The sequence below is a fragment of the Streptomyces cirratus genome (genome assembly GCF_014650775.1).
GTDB classification, from domain to species: domain Bacteria; phylum Actinomycetota; class Actinomycetes; order Streptomycetales; family Streptomycetaceae; genus Streptomyces; species Streptomyces cirratus.
The window spans coordinates 939,256-955,980 of sequence record NZ_BMVP01000002.1; the positions used below are offsets into that span (position 1 = coordinate 939,256).

The 16,725-nt window shown below is 72.1% G+C and carries 14 protein-coding genes; 11 read left to right on the forward strand and 3 right to left on the reverse strand.

Annotated features, from left to right (window positions below):
• Window positions 1–5 precede the first annotated feature (5 nt).
• Entirely contained in the window at window positions 6–647 is a 642-nt protein-coding gene (locus tag IE207_RS09290) for an N-acetylmuramoyl-L-alanine amidase (RefSeq protein ID WP_190183652.1), read from the reverse strand.
• A gap of 69 nt (window positions 648–716) precedes the next feature.
• On the opposite strand from IE207_RS09290, the gene mnmA reads away from it, so the two are divergent.
• Complete coding sequence (gene mnmA, locus IE207_RS09295) at window positions 717–1,850, forward strand: tRNA 2-thiouridine(34) synthase MnmA (protein WP_190183526.1); 1,134 nt, start codon at window positions 717–719, stop codon at window positions 1,848–1,850.
• Window positions 1,851–1,889: 39 nt separating this feature from the next.
• Here mnmA and IE207_RS09300 read toward each other — a convergent pair whose 3' ends face one another.
• Window positions 1,890–2,813, reverse strand: a complete 924-nt coding sequence (locus IE207_RS09300) for an NADP-dependent oxidoreductase (RefSeq protein WP_190183527.1) — start codon at window positions 2,811–2,813, stop codon at window positions 1,890–1,892.
• A gap of 114 nt (window positions 2,814–2,927) precedes the next feature.
• Between IE207_RS09300 and IE207_RS09305 the strand changes: the two genes are divergently transcribed.
• From IE207_RS09305 to gatB, 10 genes are all read left to right on the forward strand, one after another.
• The gene (locus tag IE207_RS09305) at window positions 2,928–3,899 is read left to right on the forward strand and encodes a GlxA family transcriptional regulator (RefSeq protein WP_190183528.1); all 972 of its coding nucleotides are present in this window, start codon (window positions 2,928–2,930) and stop codon (window positions 3,897–3,899) included.
• A 95-nt stretch (window positions 3,900–3,994) separates the two neighbouring features.
• Entirely contained in the window at window positions 3,995–4,339 is a 345-nt protein-coding gene (locus IE207_RS09310) for a DUF1330 domain-containing protein (protein WP_190183529.1), read from the forward strand.
• 42 nt (window positions 4,340–4,381) lie between these two features.
• Window positions 4,382–5,071: an SDR family oxidoreductase gene (locus tag IE207_RS09315; protein WP_190183530.1), complete on the forward strand. Its 690-nt coding sequence runs from the start codon at window positions 4,382–4,384 to the stop codon at window positions 5,069–5,071.
• Window positions 5,068–6,063 (forward strand): methionine synthase, encoded by a 996-nt coding sequence (locus IE207_RS09320; RefSeq protein WP_190183531.1) that lies wholly within the window; start codon window positions 5,068–5,070, stop codon window positions 6,061–6,063. Before IE207_RS09315 ends, IE207_RS09320 begins: the two co-directional genes overlap by 4 nt.
• Window positions 6,064–6,093: 30 nt before the next feature.
• A complete protein-coding gene (ligA, locus tag IE207_RS09325) occupies window positions 6,094–8,304 on the forward strand; it encodes an NAD-dependent DNA ligase LigA (protein ID WP_190183532.1) in 2,211 nt (736 codons plus the stop codon).
• Window positions 8,305–8,692: 388 nt separating this feature from the next.
• Window positions 8,693–10,888 carry a putative bifunctional diguanylate cyclase/phosphodiesterase gene (locus tag IE207_RS09330; protein ID WP_190183533.1) on the forward strand — a complete coding sequence of 732 codons (2,196 nt, stop codon included), beginning with the start codon at window positions 8,693–8,695 and terminating at the stop codon, window positions 10,886–10,888.
• Window positions 10,889–11,270: 382 nt separating this feature from the next.
• Window positions 11,271–11,567 (forward strand): Asp-tRNA(Asn)/Glu-tRNA(Gln) amidotransferase subunit GatC, encoded by a 297-nt coding sequence (gene gatC, locus IE207_RS09335; protein WP_007266718.1) that lies wholly within the window; start codon window positions 11,271–11,273, stop codon window positions 11,565–11,567.
• Window positions 11,568–11,572: 5 nt separating this feature from the next.
• A complete protein-coding gene (gene gatA / locus IE207_RS09340; protein ID WP_190183534.1) occupies window positions 11,573–13,072 on the forward strand; it encodes an Asp-tRNA(Asn)/Glu-tRNA(Gln) amidotransferase subunit GatA in 1,500 nt (499 codons plus the stop codon).
• Window positions 13,069–13,314 carry a hypothetical protein gene (locus IE207_RS09345; protein ID WP_136214541.1) on the forward strand — a complete coding sequence of 82 codons (246 nt, stop codon included), beginning with the start codon at window positions 13,069–13,071 and terminating at the stop codon, window positions 13,312–13,314. The genes gatA and IE207_RS09345 overlap by 4 nt, the downstream gene beginning before the upstream one ends.
• 15 nt (window positions 13,315–13,329) lie before the next feature.
• Window positions 13,330–14,838, forward strand: coding sequence for an Asp-tRNA(Asn)/Glu-tRNA(Gln) amidotransferase subunit GatB (gene gatB, locus IE207_RS09350; protein ID WP_190183535.1), 1,509 nt, complete (start codon window positions 13,330–13,332; stop codon window positions 14,836–14,838).
• An 86-nt stretch (window positions 14,839–14,924) separates the two neighbouring features.
• Here gatB and IE207_RS09355 read toward each other — a convergent pair whose 3' ends face one another.
• Window positions 14,925–16,658: a protein kinase domain-containing protein gene (locus IE207_RS09355; RefSeq protein WP_190183536.1), complete on the reverse strand. Its 1,734-nt coding sequence runs from the start codon at window positions 16,656–16,658 to the stop codon at window positions 14,925–14,927.
• Window positions 16,659–16,725 lie beyond the last annotated feature (67 nt).

The following is a 16,725-nucleotide window of genomic DNA, read 5'->3' on the forward strand; positions in this document are numbered from 1 at the left end:
CAGCACTAGGCGGTGCCCGGGCCCGCCTCGCGGACCATGCGCAGGTACCGGTCCCAGTCCCACAGGGGGCCCGGGTCCGTGTGGTCGGTGCCCGGGACCTCGCTGTGGCCGAGGACGTGTCTTCGGTCGACGGGTATGCCGTACCTGCGGCAGACGTCCGCCGTGAGCCGGGCCGACGCCGCGTACATCGCGTCCGTGAAGTCCTGCGGCCGGTCTATGAAGCCCTCGTGCTCGATGCCGACACTGCGCTCGTTCATCGAGCGGTTCCCGGAGTGGAAGGCCACGTCCAGCTCGCGCACCATCTGCTCCACATGCCCGTCCTGGCGGACGATGTAGTGCGCCGACGCCTTGTGCCACGGGTTCTTGAAGGCGTCCACGGAGGTGTCGAAGCTGCCCTGTGTGACATGGATGACGATCCGGTCCACCCGGTAGTCCTCCGGCCGGTCCGCCATCCGCCAGTTCGCCGGCGAGGCCGCCGTCCAGCTCGCGCCCGCGTGGTCCAGCGCCCCCTCCTCGCGCGGCCGGGACACCCCCGGCAGCAGCCACCACGCGCGCCCGAGCTCCTCCCGTCCGGCGAGCGCCGCGACCGCGAAGATCCCGAGCCCGCCGAACAGCACGGCCCTGCGGGTCCTGCCCCTGCTCCCCATGTGATCCACCCCCCGCTCCTCACAACGCGCTGTGACCCCGGGCGGTTCCCCCGTACCCTGGACGGTGCTATGACTGAGAACCTGCCGCGCACCCCCCGCCCCCTTCGCGTCCTGGCCGCCATGTCCGGCGGTGTGGACTCCGCCGTCGCCGCGGCCCGCGCGGTCGAAGCCGGGCACGAGGTGACCGGCGTCCACCTCGCCCTCTCCGCGAACCCGCAGTCCTTCCGGACCGGCGCCCGCGGCTGCTGCACCATCGAGGACTCCCGCGACGCCCGGCGCGCCGCCGACGTCATCGGCATCCCCTTCTACGTCTGGGACCTCGCCGAACGCTTCCGCGAGGACGTCGTGGAGGACTTCATCTCCGAGTACGAGGCCGGCCGCACGCCCAACCCGTGCCTGCGCTGCAACGAGAAGATCAAGTTCGCGGCGCTGCTCGACAAGGCCCTCGCCCTCGGCTTCGACGCCGTCTGCACCGGCCACTACGCCACCGTCGTGGAGAACCCGGACGGCTCCCGCGAGCTGCACCGCGCCAGCGACATGGCCAAGGACCAGTCCTACGTCCTCGGCGTCCTGGACGAGAAGCAGCTCGCCCACGCCCTCTTCCCGCTCGGCGACACGCTCACCACCAAGGACGAGATCCGCGCCGAGGCCGAGCGCCGGGGCCTGGCCGTCGCGAAGAAGCCCGACAGCCACGACATCTGCTTCATCGCCGACGGCGACACCCAGGGCTTCCTCGCGAGCCGTCTGGGCAAGGCCGAGGGTGACATCGTGGACGGGGCGACCGGCGAGAAGGTCGGCAGCCACGACGGCGCCTTCGGCTTCACCATCGGCCAGCGCAAGGGCCTGCGCATCGGGCACCCCGCCCCCGACGGGAAGCCGCGCTACGTGCTCGACATCTCGCCGGTCAACAACACCGTCACCGTCGGCCCCGCCGAGGCCCTCGACGTGAGCGCCCTCACCGCCATCCGTCCCCGCTGGTGCGGCTCCACCCCCGCCGCCCCGGGCACCTACACCGCGCAGCTGCGCGCCCACGGCGGCGAGAGCGAGGTCCACGCCGAAGTCGTGGACGGCGAGCTGCGGGTCTCCTTCACGGAGCCGGTGCGCGGCGTGGCCCCCGGCCAGGCCATCGTGCTCTACGACGGCACGCGCGTGGTCGGCTCCGCCACCATCGCCACCACCACCCGCGCCGCCGCGAGCGTCTGACCGGCCCCGGGCCGGGCCCCGGCCCCGGCCCGAGCCGGCTCAGGCCACCGTCAGGACGATCTTGCCGGTGGTGCGGCCCTGCTCGCCGATCTCGTGGGCCTTCGCCGCCTGCTCCAGCGGCAGGACGGTGTCGACGACCACGCGGAGCCTGCCCGCGTCGGCCAGCGCGGCGATCTCCAGCAGGCCGCGGTGGTCCGGCTCCACGAGCATCCACGCGGCGTGCACGCCCTGCGGGTCCTGCGGCAGGCCGTCCGGGCCCGGCAGGGTGATCAGGTGGCCGCCCTGCTTGAGCACCTTGAGCGAGCGCTGCCCGTGGTCCCCGCCGACCGCGTCGAGCACGACGTCCACACCGCGGACGGCGTCCTCGAAGTCGGTGGTCCGGTAGTCGATCACCTCGTCGGCGCCCAGCTCGCGCAGCAGCTCGTGCTTGGCGGCGCTGGCGGTGCCGATCACGTACGCGCCGCGGGCCTTGGCGATCTGCACCGCCAGGTGGCCGACGCCGCCGGCCGCCGCGTGGATCAGCACCCGCTGACCCTCGGCGACCCCGGCCGTGTCCACCAGCGCCTGCCAGGCGGTCAGCGCGGCCAGCGGCAGGGCCGCAGCCTGCACGTGGTCCAGGGAGGCGGGCTTGCGCGCGAAGTGCCGGGCCGGGGCGACCACGTACTCGGCGTAGCCGCCCGCCTGGCGCGGGAAGTTCGGCATGCCGTAGACCTCGTCGCCCGCGCGGTACAGCGTCACGCCCGGGCCGACCGCCTCGACGGTGCCGGAGACGTCCCAGCCGACCATCGGGACCTCGCCCCAGCCGATGAGGGCGCCACTGGCCCGGGTCTTGAAGTCCACCGGGTTCACGCCGGCCGCGTGGACCCGCACGAGGACCTCGTTCAGACCCGGCTCGGGCCGCTCGGTCTCGACCTCGGTGAGAACCTCGGGTCCACCCCACTGGCTGACGACGACGGCACGCATGAATGTCTCCTTGGTTGCGCTCTGCGCCGGTTCTACCGGCCGATGGCACCAGCTTGGCCGCCCCCCGACCCTCATGGTGATGGCCGGACGGCCACCATGTGACAGAATCTGGCCATGCACCGTGTAGCCGTACTCGCCCTCGACGGCGTCGCCCCCTTCGAGCTCGGCATGCCCTCGCGCGTCTTCGGCAACGCCCTCGCCGAGGACCGCAGCGCCCTCTACGAGGTCACCGTCTGTACCGCGGACGGCCGGCCCGTAGCCAGCGACGCGGGCTTCACCATCGGCGTCTCGGCGGGCCCCGAAGCCCTCGCCGCGGCCGACACCGTGATCGTCCCGCCGACCCACGCCATGCCGGGGCTGCTGCGCGGCGAACCCCTGCCGGAGCCCCTCGCGGACGCCCTCGCGGCCATCCGCCCCGGCACCCGCATCGTGTCCATCTGCACCGGCTCGGAGGTGCTCGCCGCCGCCGGGCTGCTCGACGGCCGACCCGCCACCACCCACTGGGTGCACGCGCCGGAGTTCCAGCGGGCATTCCCCCGGGTCAAGCTCGACGAGGACGTGCTCTTCGTCGACGACGGCGACCTCCTCACCTCCGCCGGGGTCGCCGCCGGCATCGACCTCTGCCTCTACCTGATCCGCGCCGACCACGGCACCGCCGTCGCCAACCGCGCCGCCCGGCTGTGCGTCGTACCGCCGTGGCGCGACGGCGGCCAGGCCCAGTACATCGACCGGCCGGTCCCCGAGCCCACCGTCGCCACCACCACCGCCACCCGCGCCTGGGCCCTGGAACGGCTCTCCCAGCCCCTCACCCTGGCCGAGCTGGCCGCGCACGCGAGGATGAGCCTGCGCACCTTCACCCGGCGCTTCCGCGACGAGGTCGGCATGACCCCGGTCCAGTGGCTCACCGGCCAGCGCCTCGACCTGGCACGGCAGTTGCTGGAATCGAGCGACCTGCCCGTCGACCTGGTCGCCCACCGCTCCGGCTTCGGCTCCGCGAACTCCCTGCGCCAGCACATGCGCGCCGCCCTGGGCATCTCCCCGATCGCCTACCGGCGCACCTTCCGCCCGGCCCTCGTGGAGGCATGACCTCCGGGGTAATCGCCCTCCCGGACGCCGTTCGGCAGGATCGACCCGACGGCCCGGGCCCGGGCCACCCGCGACAGCCGGCAAGGGAGACAGCCATGACCGCGTACGCCATCGGCCACATACGTCCCGGGACGATGAACGAGGAGATCCTGCGCTACATCGAGGAGATCCAGGCCACCATGGATCCCTTCGAGGGCCGCTTCCTCGTCCACGGAGCACAAGTGGAGGTCATGGAAGGCACCTTCCCCGGCACGCTCGTCGTCATCGGCTTCCCGGACATCGAGCGCGCCCGCGCCTGGTACGCCTCGCCCGCCTACCAGGCCCTCGTCCCGCTCCGCACCCGCCACATCCCGGGAGAGATCATCCTGGTCGACGGCGTCCCGCCGGGCTACGACGCCCGCAAGACCGCCGCCGGGCTGCGCGAGGCGGCCGGACTCTGAGGAGGGGCGGGGCGGGGTCCGGCGGGGTGCGAGCATGACCGTATGGCTACTCACCTGATCACCGGTGCCGGATCCGGCATCGGCGCCGCCGTCGCCGCCCGCCTGCACGCCCGCGGCGACGACCTCGTCCTGCTGGCCCGCGACGCCGGCCGCGCCAGGCAGCTCACCGACCGCTACCCCGGGGCCCGCGCACTCGTCGGCGACCTCGCCGACCCCGACCGGCTCTCCTGGGCGTTCTCCAAGCAGGCCGTCCCCGAGCGGATCGACTCCCTCCTGCACATCGCCGGCATCGTGGACCTCGGCCCCGTCGGCGAGCTGCGCCCCAAGACCTGGCACCAGCAGCTCAACGTGAACCTCATCGCCCCCGCCGAGGTCACCCGGCTGCTGCTGCCGACCCTGCGCGCCTCGCACGCCACCGTGGTCTTCGTGAACTCCGGCGCCGGACTGAGCGCCCACGCCGACTGGAGCGCGTACGCCGCCTCCAAGCACGGCCTCAAGGCGCTCGCCGACTCCCTGCGCGCGGAGGAGAAGCCCCACGGCATCCGCGTCACCTCCGTCTACCCCGGCCGCACGGCCAGCCCCATGCAGGCCAAGGTGCACTCGCAGGAGGGCAAGGAGTACGACCCCGCCGCCTGGATCGACCCCGAGTCGGTGGCCACCACCATCGTCATGGCCGTCGACCTGCCCCGCGACGCCGAGGTCAACGACCTGTCCGTGAGGCCCGGCCGATGACCGCGAACGCCACCGGCGTCGGGTCGCTGCCCGGCGGCGACGCCCGCGAGGCCGCCAAGACCGCCACCGGCTCCTTCGAGGAGTTCCCGTACCTCCCCGAGCTGCCCGCCCGCGGGCCCGGCGCGGACATGATCGGCCGCACCCTCGGCCTCCTCGTGGAGATGTACGCCCACGTCGAACCCAGCGGCTGGCGCATCAGCGACCGCCCCGGCCGCGACACCAGGCGTTCCCGGTCCTGGCTCGGGGAGGACCTGGACGCCCTGGAGGAGTTCACCCAGGGGTACCGGGGCAAGCTCAAGATCCAGGCCGTCGGCCCGTGGACCCTGGCCGCCGCCCTGGAACTGCACGGCGGCGAGGCCATGCTCCAGGACGCGGGTGCCTGCCGTGACCTGGCCGGATCCCTCGCCGAGGGCCTGCGCGAGCACCTGGCCGACGTACAGCGGCGGGTACCCGGCGCCGAGATCGTGCTCCAGTTCGACGAGCCTTCGCTGACCGCCGTCCTGCTCGGCCGCGTCCGCTCCGCGAGCGGCTACCGCACCTACCGGGCGGTCGACCGGCAGGTGGTCGAGGGCACGCTCCGCGAGCTGTTCGCCGTCACGGACTCCGTCGGGGGCGGCGAGGTGATCGTCCACTCCTGCGCCCCCGAGGTCCCCTTCGGCCTCCTGCGCCGAGCGGGCGCCACGGGCGTGTCGTTCGATTTCTCGCTGCTCACCGAGCGCGAGGACGACGCCATCGGGGAAGCGGTCGAGGACGGCCTGAAACTCTTCGCCGGAGTGGTGCCGGGCACCGACGCCCCGTTGTCAGACCCGGGCGGTAGCGTCATGGGTGTCAGGAAGCTTTGGCGCAGGCTGGGGCTGGCCCCGGGGACTCTGGCCGAGTCCGTCGTGGTCACCCCGTCGTGCGGTCTGGCGGGCGCCTCGCCCGCCTACGCCCGCGCGGCACAGGCGCACTGCGTCAGAGCGGCGAGGTCGCTCGCCGACAACCCTGAGTGACGGTCGAGACGGGCCACGGGAGGACACGGCATGGCAGCCGAACAGAAGCAGGCAAGCGACACGACGGTACCGGCGGCGGTGCGCGAACAGCACGCCCTGCTCGCCGAGCAGGTCGAGGAGCACCGCTTCCGGTACTACGTGAACGACCAGCCGGTCGTCAGCGACGCCGAGTTCGACCAGCTGCTGCGCTCGCTGGAGGCACTGGAGGAGGAGTATCCGGAGCTGCGCACCCCGGACTCGCCCACCCAGAAGGTGGCCGGGGCGTACGAGACGGACTTCGCCTCCGTCCGGCACCGCGAGCGCATGCTCTCGCTCGACAACGCCTTCGAGGACGAGGAACTGGCGGCCTGGGCCGAGCGGGTGGCCCGGGACGTGAACACCGGCGACTACCACTACCTGTGCGAGCTCAAGGTGGACGGCCTCGCCGTCAACCTCACCTACGAGAACGGCCGCCTCACCCGCGCCGCCACCCGCGGCGACGGCCGCACCGGTGAGGACATCACGCCCAACGTCCGCACCATCGCCGAGATCCCCGACCGCCTCAAGGGCGAGCGGATCCCGAAGCTGGTGGAGATCCGCGGCGAGGTCTTCTTCCCCATGGAGAAGTTCGAGGAGCTCAACGCCCGCCTGGTCGAGGCGGGCGACAAGCCCTTCGCCAACCCCCGCAACGCGGCGGCCGGTTCGCTGCGCCAGAAGGACCCCAAGGTCACCGCGACCCGCCCGCTGCACATGGTCGTCCACGGCATCGGCGCCCGCGAGGGCTTCGACATCGACAAGCTGTCCCAGGCGTACGGCCTGCTCGGCGAGTGGGGCCTGCCGACCGCCCGGCACAACAAGGTGGTCGCCTCCCTCGAAGAGGTACGCGAGTTCATCTCCTACTTCGGCGAGAACCGGCACTCCGTGGAGCACGAGATCGACGGCGTGGTCGTCAAGCTCGACGAGATCCCGCTCCAGGGCCGGCTCGGCTCCACCGCGCGCGCCCCGCGCTGGGCCATCGCCTGGAAGTACGCCCCCGAAGAGGTCAACACCAAGCTGGTCGACATCAAGGTCGGCGTCGGCCGCACCGGGCGCGTCACCCCCTACGCCCAGGTCGAGCCGGTGACCGTGGCCGGCTCGGAGGTCGAGTTCGCGACGCTGCACAACCAGGAGGTCGTCAAGGCCAAGGGCGTGCTCATCGGGGACACGGTCGTGCTGCGCAAGGCGGGCGACGTCATCCCCGAGATCCTCGGCCCGGTGGTGGACCTGCGGGACGGCACCGAGCGGGAGTTCGTGATGCCCGCCGAGTGCCCCGAGTGCGGTACGCCGCTGCGGCCGATGAAGGAAGGCGACATCGACCTGCGCTGCCCCAACGGGCAGACCTGCCCCGCGCAGCTGCGCGAGCGGCTGTTCTACCTGGTCGGCCGCCAGTGCCTGGACATCGAGAACTTCGGCAAGGTCGCCGCGGCCGCGCTGACCCGGCCGCTGGAGCCGGCCTCCCCGCCGATGCTGGACGAGGGGGACCTGTTCACCCTCACCATCGAGGACCTGCTGCCCATCAAGGCGTACGTCCTCGACCAGGACAGCGGACTGCCCAAGCGCGACCCGAAGACGGGCGAGGAGAAGATCGTCACGGTCTTCGCCAACCAGAAGGGCGAGCCGAAGAAGAACGCCCTGGCGATGCTCCAGAACATCGAAGCGGCCAAGGACCGGCCCCTGGCCCGCATCATCAACGGGCTGTCCATCCGCCACGTCGGGCCCGTCGCCGCCGAGGCCCTCGCCCGCGAATTCCGTTCGATCGAGCGCATCGAGCAGGCCACCGAGGCGGAACTCGCCGCCACCGACGGGGTCGGAGCGATCATCGCCGCCTCCCTCAAGGAGTGGTTCGCCGTCGAGTGGCACCAGGAGATCCTGCGCAAGTGGCGTGCGGCCGGTGTCCGGATGGAGGAGGAAGGTTCCGGCGAAGCCGAGGGACCGCGCCCGCTGGAGGGCATGACCGTCGTGGTCACCGGCACGCTGCAGAACCACACCCGGGACGGCGCGAAGGAGGCCTTGCAGAGCCGGGGAGCCAAGGTCACCGGCTCCGTCTCGAAGAAGACGTCCTTCGTCGTCGTCGGCGAGAACCCGGGCTCGAAGTACGACAAGGCCGTGCAGTTGAAGCTCCCGGTGCTCGACGACGCGGGTTTCGAGGTGCTGCTGGAGCAGGGGCCCGATGCCGCGCGCGCCGCAGCCCTGCCGGTGGACGGCGCCACCGAATCGGAGTGACAACCGGATGAACGTCCTTCCGGGATAGCGGTGTAGACGAACGGATGCGTGGCGTGCGGCCGTACGGGCGGGCGCACGCCCGGCGCGGCTCCCAGTGGTAAACGGCCGGTACAAGGCTGGTGGCAGGCCCATGAGCTGTCGGATCATCGGATGGGTGACCCCGGTTGTCCTGGTCCAAACTCGCCCGTTCGGCGGATACCGTACTGATGAGGATGGCTGGGTCGCATTCGGGCAACCACCGCCGACCGCTGCCCCTGGGAGCCTTTGGCGTCCTACTGTTGAGGGGTGCGCCTGTCGTGCACGGCTGCCTGATGCGCTGTCAGCCGTGATGGCATGACACAGGGGCCATCGCGTGACATCGGCATCGCCGGCTGTGAGAGGGACGGGCATGAAACCCACCGAAAGCGCCGACCCGTCACCCGAATCAGGCGGGGAACCCCCGCCCGTGCGGACGGGCCGGCTCGGTCTCCTGCGTGCCAGGACGCCGCGGACACGCACGCTCGACACCGGGGCGGCCGCGGATGACGTACAGGGGCGCACCGTGCTGCCCTTCGCCGTCGTCGGCCTTGCCGTCGCCGTACTGGCCGCAGGCGTGGTCTCCGCCCTGACCGACCGTCACGCCCTGTTCCCCGGCGGCCCCGTGGGCTGGGCGCTGGCCCTGCTCACCGGAGTCATCGTCGGCCACCTCGTGGCGCTCGGCCGCGACCGCTGGTGGGGCGGCACCGGCTCGGGAGCCGCGCTCACACTCGGCGTCCTCCTCCTCTACGGATGGGTCCCCGCCGGACTGGTCTCGCTGGCCGTCGTCTCGCTCGTCGGCGCGGCCCGCCGCCACCGCTGGCGGCAAGGCCTGCTGCACGGCTCCGCCGACATCCTCGGCATCGGCGCGGGCGCCCTCGCCCTGGCCGCCTTCGGCGAGACGCCGACCGTGGAAACCCCCTGGCTGCCCGGCACGTGGGACCTGGCGGCGATCCCCGAAGTGGTCATCGTCGCCCTCACCTACCTGCTGGTGACCCGGATCGTGCTGTGGTTCGCGCTCGCCCCGCGCGGCGCCGGACTGCCCACCGTTGCCCGCACCGCCCTGCTGCGCCAGGCCCTGGTCGCCGCCGCCCTGCTCGGCATCGCCCCGCTGATCTGCGTCGTCGCCTCCAACCAGCCGGTACTGCTGCCGCTGTTCGCCGTACCGCTCATCGCACTGGACTCCACCCTGTGGATCGCCCGCGCCCGCGCCGAGGAACAGCTGCGCGACCCGCTGACCGGCCTGCCGAACCGGCAGTGGCTTTTGGAGCGCACCTGGTCGGCGCTGGACGAGGCTGAACGTTTGGGCACCCGCTCCGCCCTCGTCCTCATCGACCTCGACCGCTTCCGCGCCGTCAACGACACCCTCGGCCACCTCGCCGGGGACCGGCTGCTCCTCCAGATCGCCGAGCGGCTGCGCCAGGCGCTCCCGCCGGACGCCGAGGCGGCGCGCCTGGGCGGTGACGAGTTCGCCGTCCTGCTGCCCCTGGCCGACTCCACCACCAGCGCCCAGCGGGTCGCCCGGCACCTGGTCTCCGAGCTCAGCTCCCCGCTCGACCTCGACGGCCTCACCCTCGTCCTGGAGGCCAGCGCCGGCCTCGCCGTCTTCCCCGACCACGCCCTGGACGCGGAGGGCCTGCTGCGCCGCGCCGACGTCGCCATGTACCAGGCCAAGCGGGACCGCACCGGCGTCGAGGTGTACGAGTCCAAGCGCGACAGCAACACGCCCGACCGGCTCGGCCTCCTCGGAGACCTCCGCAGGGCGCTCGACGCGGGCGAGGTCGAACTCCACTACCAGCCGAAAGTCCGCTTCGACGGAAAGGTGGCCGGCCTCGAAGCGCTCGTGCGCTGGGTCCACCCCGAGCGGGGGCGGGTCTCCCCGGACGAGTTCATCGCCATCGCGGAGACCTCCGGCCTCATGCCGCACCTGACGGAATACGTCCTGGAGACGGCGCTGGCCCAGGTGGCGCGCTGGCGCGCGCAGGGCCTCGAGGTGCCGGTCGCCGTGAACGTCTCACCGCGCGACGTCCACACCCCCGGTTTCGCGGGAGCCGTGGCCGCCAGACTCGCCCGGCACGGCGTCCCGGCGAGCGGCCTCCAGCTGGAGATAACGGAGCACGTCTTGCTGGAGGACCCGCAGCGGGCGGCGGACACCATGGCCGGGCTGACCGGCCACGGGGTGAAGATGTCCCTGGACGACTTCGGCACCGGCTACTCCTCGCTGGTGCATCTGCGGCGGCTGCCGGTCAGCGAGCTCAAGATCGACCGCTCGTTCGTGGCGCGGCTGGCCGTGGACGCCCAGGACGCCGAGATCGTGCGGTGCACGGTGGACCTCGCGCACTCGCTGGGCCTGCTGGTCGTCGCGGAGGGCGTCGAGGACGACGAGACCTGGGAGCGCCTGCGGGACCTGGGCTGCGACGCCGTCCAGGGCTGGCTGGTCGCCGCCGCCATGCCGCCGCAGGAGGCCACGGCCTGGCTCCTGGCCCGCGGCGAACGCGGCTGGCGCCGCCCGGCGGACATCACGGCCGAACTCGCCGCCGCGGCCGCCAAGGAATCCCAGGCGTCCTGACCCCCCGGCCCCGCCGGAGGCCCCCGGGCCCGCCGGGGGCCCACCATGCCCCTCCGGCGGGCATCCGGCCCTGCCGGAGGCCCACCCGGTCCGGCGGAGGCCCACCCCCGGTCCCGCCATGAGGTTCACCCGGCCCCCGCCGAGGCCCACCCGGTCCAGCCGGGACATTTCAGCCCCGCCGGCGTTTGAGGCGCGGGGGCCGGGGCGGAGCCCCGGGGAGCCCCGGGCCCAGCCCGGGGGCCGCTCGCGGCGCGGCGCCGCAGCCGGCCCGTACCCCCTCCGCCGGAGGCCCCCGGCGGCAAACCGTTTAGTGGCTCCGGCCTCCCGCCCCATAGGATTGGCAGCGAAACCTACACACTCACCACCCCCAGAGGATCGCTGCATGCCTGGCATCACGCGCGAGGAGGTCGCCCACCTCGCTCGGCTGGCACGTCTGGAACTGAAGAGCGAAGAGCTCGACCACTTCGCCGGACAGCTCGACGACATCATCGGCGCGGTCGCCCGCGTATCCGAGGTCGCCGACCAAGACGTCCCGCCGACCTCCCACCCGCTGCCGCTGACCAACGTCATGCGCGCGGACGAGGTCCGTCCGTCGCTCACCCCCGAGCAGGCGCTTTCCGGCGCTCCCGCCCAGGAGCAGCAGCGTTTCAAGGTGCCGCAGATCCTGGGGGAGGACTAACAACCATGGCTGACACCGTCATCATCAAGCTCACGGCCGCCGAGACCGCCGAGAAGATCGCCTCCGGCGAGCTCACGGCCGTCGAGGTCACCGAGGCCCACCTGGCCCGCATCGAGGCGACCGACGAGAAGGTCCACGCCTTCCTCCACGTCGACCGCGAAGGCGCCCTCGCCCAGGCCCGCGCCGTCGACGCCAAGCGCGAGCGCGGCGAGAAGCTCGGCCCGCTGGCCGGCGTACCGCTCGCGCTCAAGGACATCTTCACGACCGTCGGGATCCCGACCACCGTCGGCTCGAAGATGCTCGAAGGGTGGATCCCGCCCTACGACGCCACCCTGACGCGCAGGCTCAAGGAAGCCGACGTCGTCATCCTCGGCAAGACCAACATGGACGAGTTCGCCATGGGGTCCTCCACCGAGAACAGCGCGTACGGCCCCACCGGCAACCCGTGGGACCTCACCCGCATCCCCGGCGGATCCGGCGGTGGCTCCGCCGCGGCCCTCGCCGCCTTCCAGGCGCCCCTCGCCATCGGCACGGACACCGGCGGCTCCATCCGCCAGCCCGCCGCCGTCACGGCCACCGTCGGCGTGAAGCCCACGTACGGCTCGGTGTCCCGCTACGGCATGGTCGCCTTCTCCTCCTCCCTCGACCAGGGCGGCCCCTGCGCCCGTACGGTCCTGGACGCCGCGCTCCTCCACGAGGTCATCGCCGGCCACGACCCGATGGACTCCACCTCCATCGACGCCCCCGTCCCGCCCGTCGTCGAAGCGGCCCGCAACGGCTCCGTCGCCGGCATGCGCGTCGGCGTGGTCAAGCAGTTCGCGGGCGAGGGCTACCAGGCCGGTGTCGTCCAGCGCTTCAACGAGTCGGTCGAGCTCCTCAAGGAGCTCGGCGCCGAGATCGTCGAGCTGGACTGCCCCTCCTTCGACCTCGCCATGGCCGCGTACTACCTGATCGCCCCGTCCGAGGCCTCCTCGAACCTGGCCCGCTTCGACGGTCTGCGCTACGGCCTGCGCGTCGGCGACGACGGCACCCTGTCCGCCGAGGACGTCACCGCCCTGACCCGCGAAGCCGGCTTCGGCGACGAGGTCAAGCGCCGCATCATCCTCGGCACGTACGCGCTCAGCTCCGGCTACTACGACGCGTACTACGGCTCCGCCCAGAAGGTCCGCACGCTGATCTCGAAGGACTTCGAGAAGTCCTTCGAACAGGTCGACGTGATCGTCTCCCCGACGACCCCGACCACCGCCTTCCCGATCGGCGAGCGCACCGACGACCCGCTGGCGATGTACCTCGCCGACCTGTGCACCATCCCGACCAACCTGGCCGGCAACTCCGCCATGTCGCTCCCCTGCGGCCTGGCACCGGAGGACGGCCTGCCGGTCGGACTGCAGATCATCGCCCCCGCCATGAAGGACGACCGGCTGTACAAGGTCGGTGCCGCCGTCGAGGCCGCCTTCACCGCGCGCTGGGGTCACCCGTTGCTCGAGGAGGCTCCGTCGCTGTGAGTGGTAGCGCACTGTCCAAGGCCAAGGGCTTCAAGAAGTCCAAGTCCGGTACGTACCTGTCGATCGGCACCACCGCCTTCGGTGCCATCAGCGTGATCAAGCAGGCCAAGAAGGCCCGCACCGAGAACGACACGCTGAAGCTGGTCGACGCCGTTGTGTCCGCCGCCGCCATCGTCACCGGGCTCGCGATCTTGTACCGCGAGCTCAAGCGCCTCGGCGACGACGACGTCCTGCTGGGCTGAGAGGGAAGTTTCACTGTGACCGTCACCGAACTGCTGTCGTACGAGGACGCCCTCGCGTCGTACGACCCCGTCATGGGCCTCGAGGTCCATGTCGAGCTCGGCACCAAGACCAAGATGTTCTGCGGCTGCTCGACCGAGCTGGGCGCCGAGCCCAACTCGCAGACCTGTCCGGTCTGCCTCGGCATGCCCGGCGCGCTCCCGGTCGTCAACGCGATCGGCGTCGAATCCGCGATCAAGATCGGCCTCGCGCTGAACTGCGAGATCGCCGAATGGTGCCGCTTCGCCCGGAAGAACTACTTCTATCCGGACATGCCGAAGAACTTCCAGACCTCCCAGTACGACGAGCCCATCGCCTTCAACGGCTTCCTGGACGTCCAGCTGGAGGACGGCGAGATCTTCCGCGTGGAGATCGAGCGCGCCCACATGGAGGAGGACACCGGCAAGTCGCTGCACGTCGGCGGCGCCACCGGCCGTATCCACGGCGCGTCCCACTCCCTGCTGGACTACAACCGCGCCGGCATCCCGCTCATCGAGATCGTCACCAAGCCCATCGAGGGCGCGGGCGAGCGGGCCCCCGAGGTCGCCAAGGCGTACGTCGCCGAGCTGCGCGAGGTCATCAAGGCCCTCGGTGTCTCCGAGGCCCGGATGGACAAGGGCCAGATGCGCTGCGACGTGAACCTGTCGTTGCGCCCGAACGGCACGGAGAAGTTCGGCACCCGCTCGGAGACGAAGAACGTCAACTCGCTGCGCTCCGTGGAGCGGGCGGCGCGCTTCGAGATCCAGCGCCACGCGGCGGTCCTCTCCTCCGGCGGCACGATCATCCAGGAGACCCGGCACTTCCACGAGGAGGACGGCTCCACCACGGCCGGCCGCATCAAGGACAACGCCGAGGACTACCGGTACTTCCCGGAGCCCGACCTGGTCCCCGTCGCCCCGGCCCGCGACTGGGTCGAGGAACTGCGCGCCACCCTGCCCGAGATGCCGCGCGTGCGCCGCAACCGGCTCCGCGAGGAGTGGGGCGTCAGCGAGCACGACATGCAGTCGATCCTCAACGCGGGCGCGGTGGACTCCATCGTCGCCACGGTCGAGGCGGGCGCCGACTCGGCCGCCGCGCGCAAGTGGTGGATGGGCGAGCTGGCCCGCAACGCCAACGAGCAGGGCGTCTCCGTGGACGAGCTGCCCATCACCCCGGCGCAGGTCGCCCGGGTCGCGGCGCTGGTAGCCGAGGGCTCGCTCAACGACAAGCTGGCCCGACAGGTCATCGAGGGCGTCCTCGCCGGCGAGGGCACCCCGGACGAGGTCGTCGAAAAGCGCGGCCTCAAGGTCGTCTCGGACGAGGGCGCGCTGGGCGCGGCCGTGGACGAGGCCATCGCGGGCAACGCCGGTATCGCCGACAAGATCCGCGGCGGCAAGATCGCCGCGGTGGGCGCCCTGGTCGGCGCGGTCATGAAGACCACCCGCGGCCAGGCGGACGCTGCTCGCGTCAAGGAGCTCATCCTGGAACGCCTGGGCGTCTCGGAGTAGACCCCCGTACGACCGCAGGTGAAAGGCGGCCCCGCCCCGGAATACCGGTGCGGGGCCGCCTTCTTGCGTGTCAGAAGGTCAGGGCGTCAGCGCGTCAGCTGCGGGGCGGCGATGACGACCTTGCCCATGTCGCACCCCGCGTCCACCTTGAGGCGCAGCCGCAGGGCGCCGTTCACGTCCACCTTCTTGGTGATCGGTTTGCCGAGCTCGACCAGCTCGGAGAAGGCGGCCGGCCGGCCGTCGAGCGAGATGCTGACGCGGCCCTTCTCGTGGGTGGAGCCGTCATCGATCCCGGCCGTGAAGTCCAGCGACTTCCACTCCCGGTTGAGGTCGAACTCCGCGATCGCGTCGCCGTTGCAGCCCAGGTCCGCGATGAAAGCCGCGCCGTACTGCTTGGTGTTGATCTTCGCCGCGCCGACCGTGAAGTCGCCCAGCGAGTCCACGGGCGTCATGACGGTCAGGTCGGCGGCCTTGATGTCCGCCGCGACGCCCACCGGCTTGGTACCCGACGCGGTGGGGTCGGCCGTGGCCGCCTCGCTCTCGCTCTCCGACGGGGTGGGCGTCGCGGACTCCTGCGCGGTGGCCTCGTCCGAGGCGGTGCTGTCGGCCTTGCTGTCCGCGGCCGTCCGGTCCCGCGCGTTGCCGTCCTTGTTCTGGAGCAGTTGTACGCCGATCACCGCCAGCGCGGCGATGACCAGCACGGAGGCCACCGAGCCCAGGACGAGCCCGGTCCGCTTCTTCTTGCGCGCCGGCTCCGGGGGTGGCGTCGAGTGCAGGGGGTACGTGGGCGCGTACCCGGCGGGCGGTGCGGCGGCGAACGGTGTGGCGGCGGGCGGTGTGGCGGGCTGCGGCGGGACGACCGGCGCCACCGCCGGCCTGGGCGGGACCGCGTCCTGGGCGGCCGTGGCCCGCTGGGAGGTGGAGCCGGTCGTGGACACCACCGCGTGCCGGACGTCCTTCATCCACCCGGTCAGGCTCACCGGGCGCTCGGCGGGGTCGTAGGCGTAGATCGAGGTGATCCGGTTCCGCTGCTCGGCATCCAGCACCGCGATCTGCGGCAGCGCCTGCACGGCCCGGGCCAGCTGCTCCGGCGAGGAGGGCGGCGATTCCCCGCTGAGCAGGAAGTAAGCGATGGCCCCGAAGGCGTACCGGTCGGTGCCCGGGGTCCGCTTGCCGTCGAAGACCTCGGGGGCCGCGTAGCCCGGGGTGAACCAGACCTCGGCCGTCTGGTGGTCGGCGGTGAGCTTGCTCAGGCCGAAGTCCACCAGGGTCGCCTGCCCGTGGGCGTCGACCATGACGTTGCCGGGGGAGAGGTCGCCGTGGATGACCTGGCGCCCGGAGGGGGTCGCCTTGCCCGAGTGCAGCCAGTCCAGGACGTCGGCCAGCTGCTCCAGCGTGCGCATGACCTCGCGGCGCTCGGCGGCGGTGGTGAGGGTCCGCTCGGCCCGCCAGTCGCGCAGGTCGAGCCCGTCGACGTGGTTCATGACGAGGACGAGGGCCCGGCCGGTCAGGGTCCCGGACTCCCCGGGGCGGTGGATCGGCGGCCCTTCGAAGTGCTCCCGCACCCCGACGACACCGGGGCGGTGGACGAAGCGGAGCAGCTCGGCCTGTTCGTTCCACTTCTGGCTGATCCGGTCGAAGACGTCGGGCGTGATGGTCGTCTTGGAGTCGAGCACCTTGACGACCACCGGTTCGCGGCCGCCCGCGAGTTCGATCTCGGCGAGGTAGAGCACGGCCTCCCCGCCGCGCCCGATGGATCGGAGCAACCGGTAGCGGTCGGCTGCGGAATTCGGTCCGATGTGCAGATTCTGGCTGGTCAATTTCCCCCCAGCGGAACTGGTCTGAGTGGGGATCAGTCTGGCGTGGCCTGAATCACACGGTCAATCG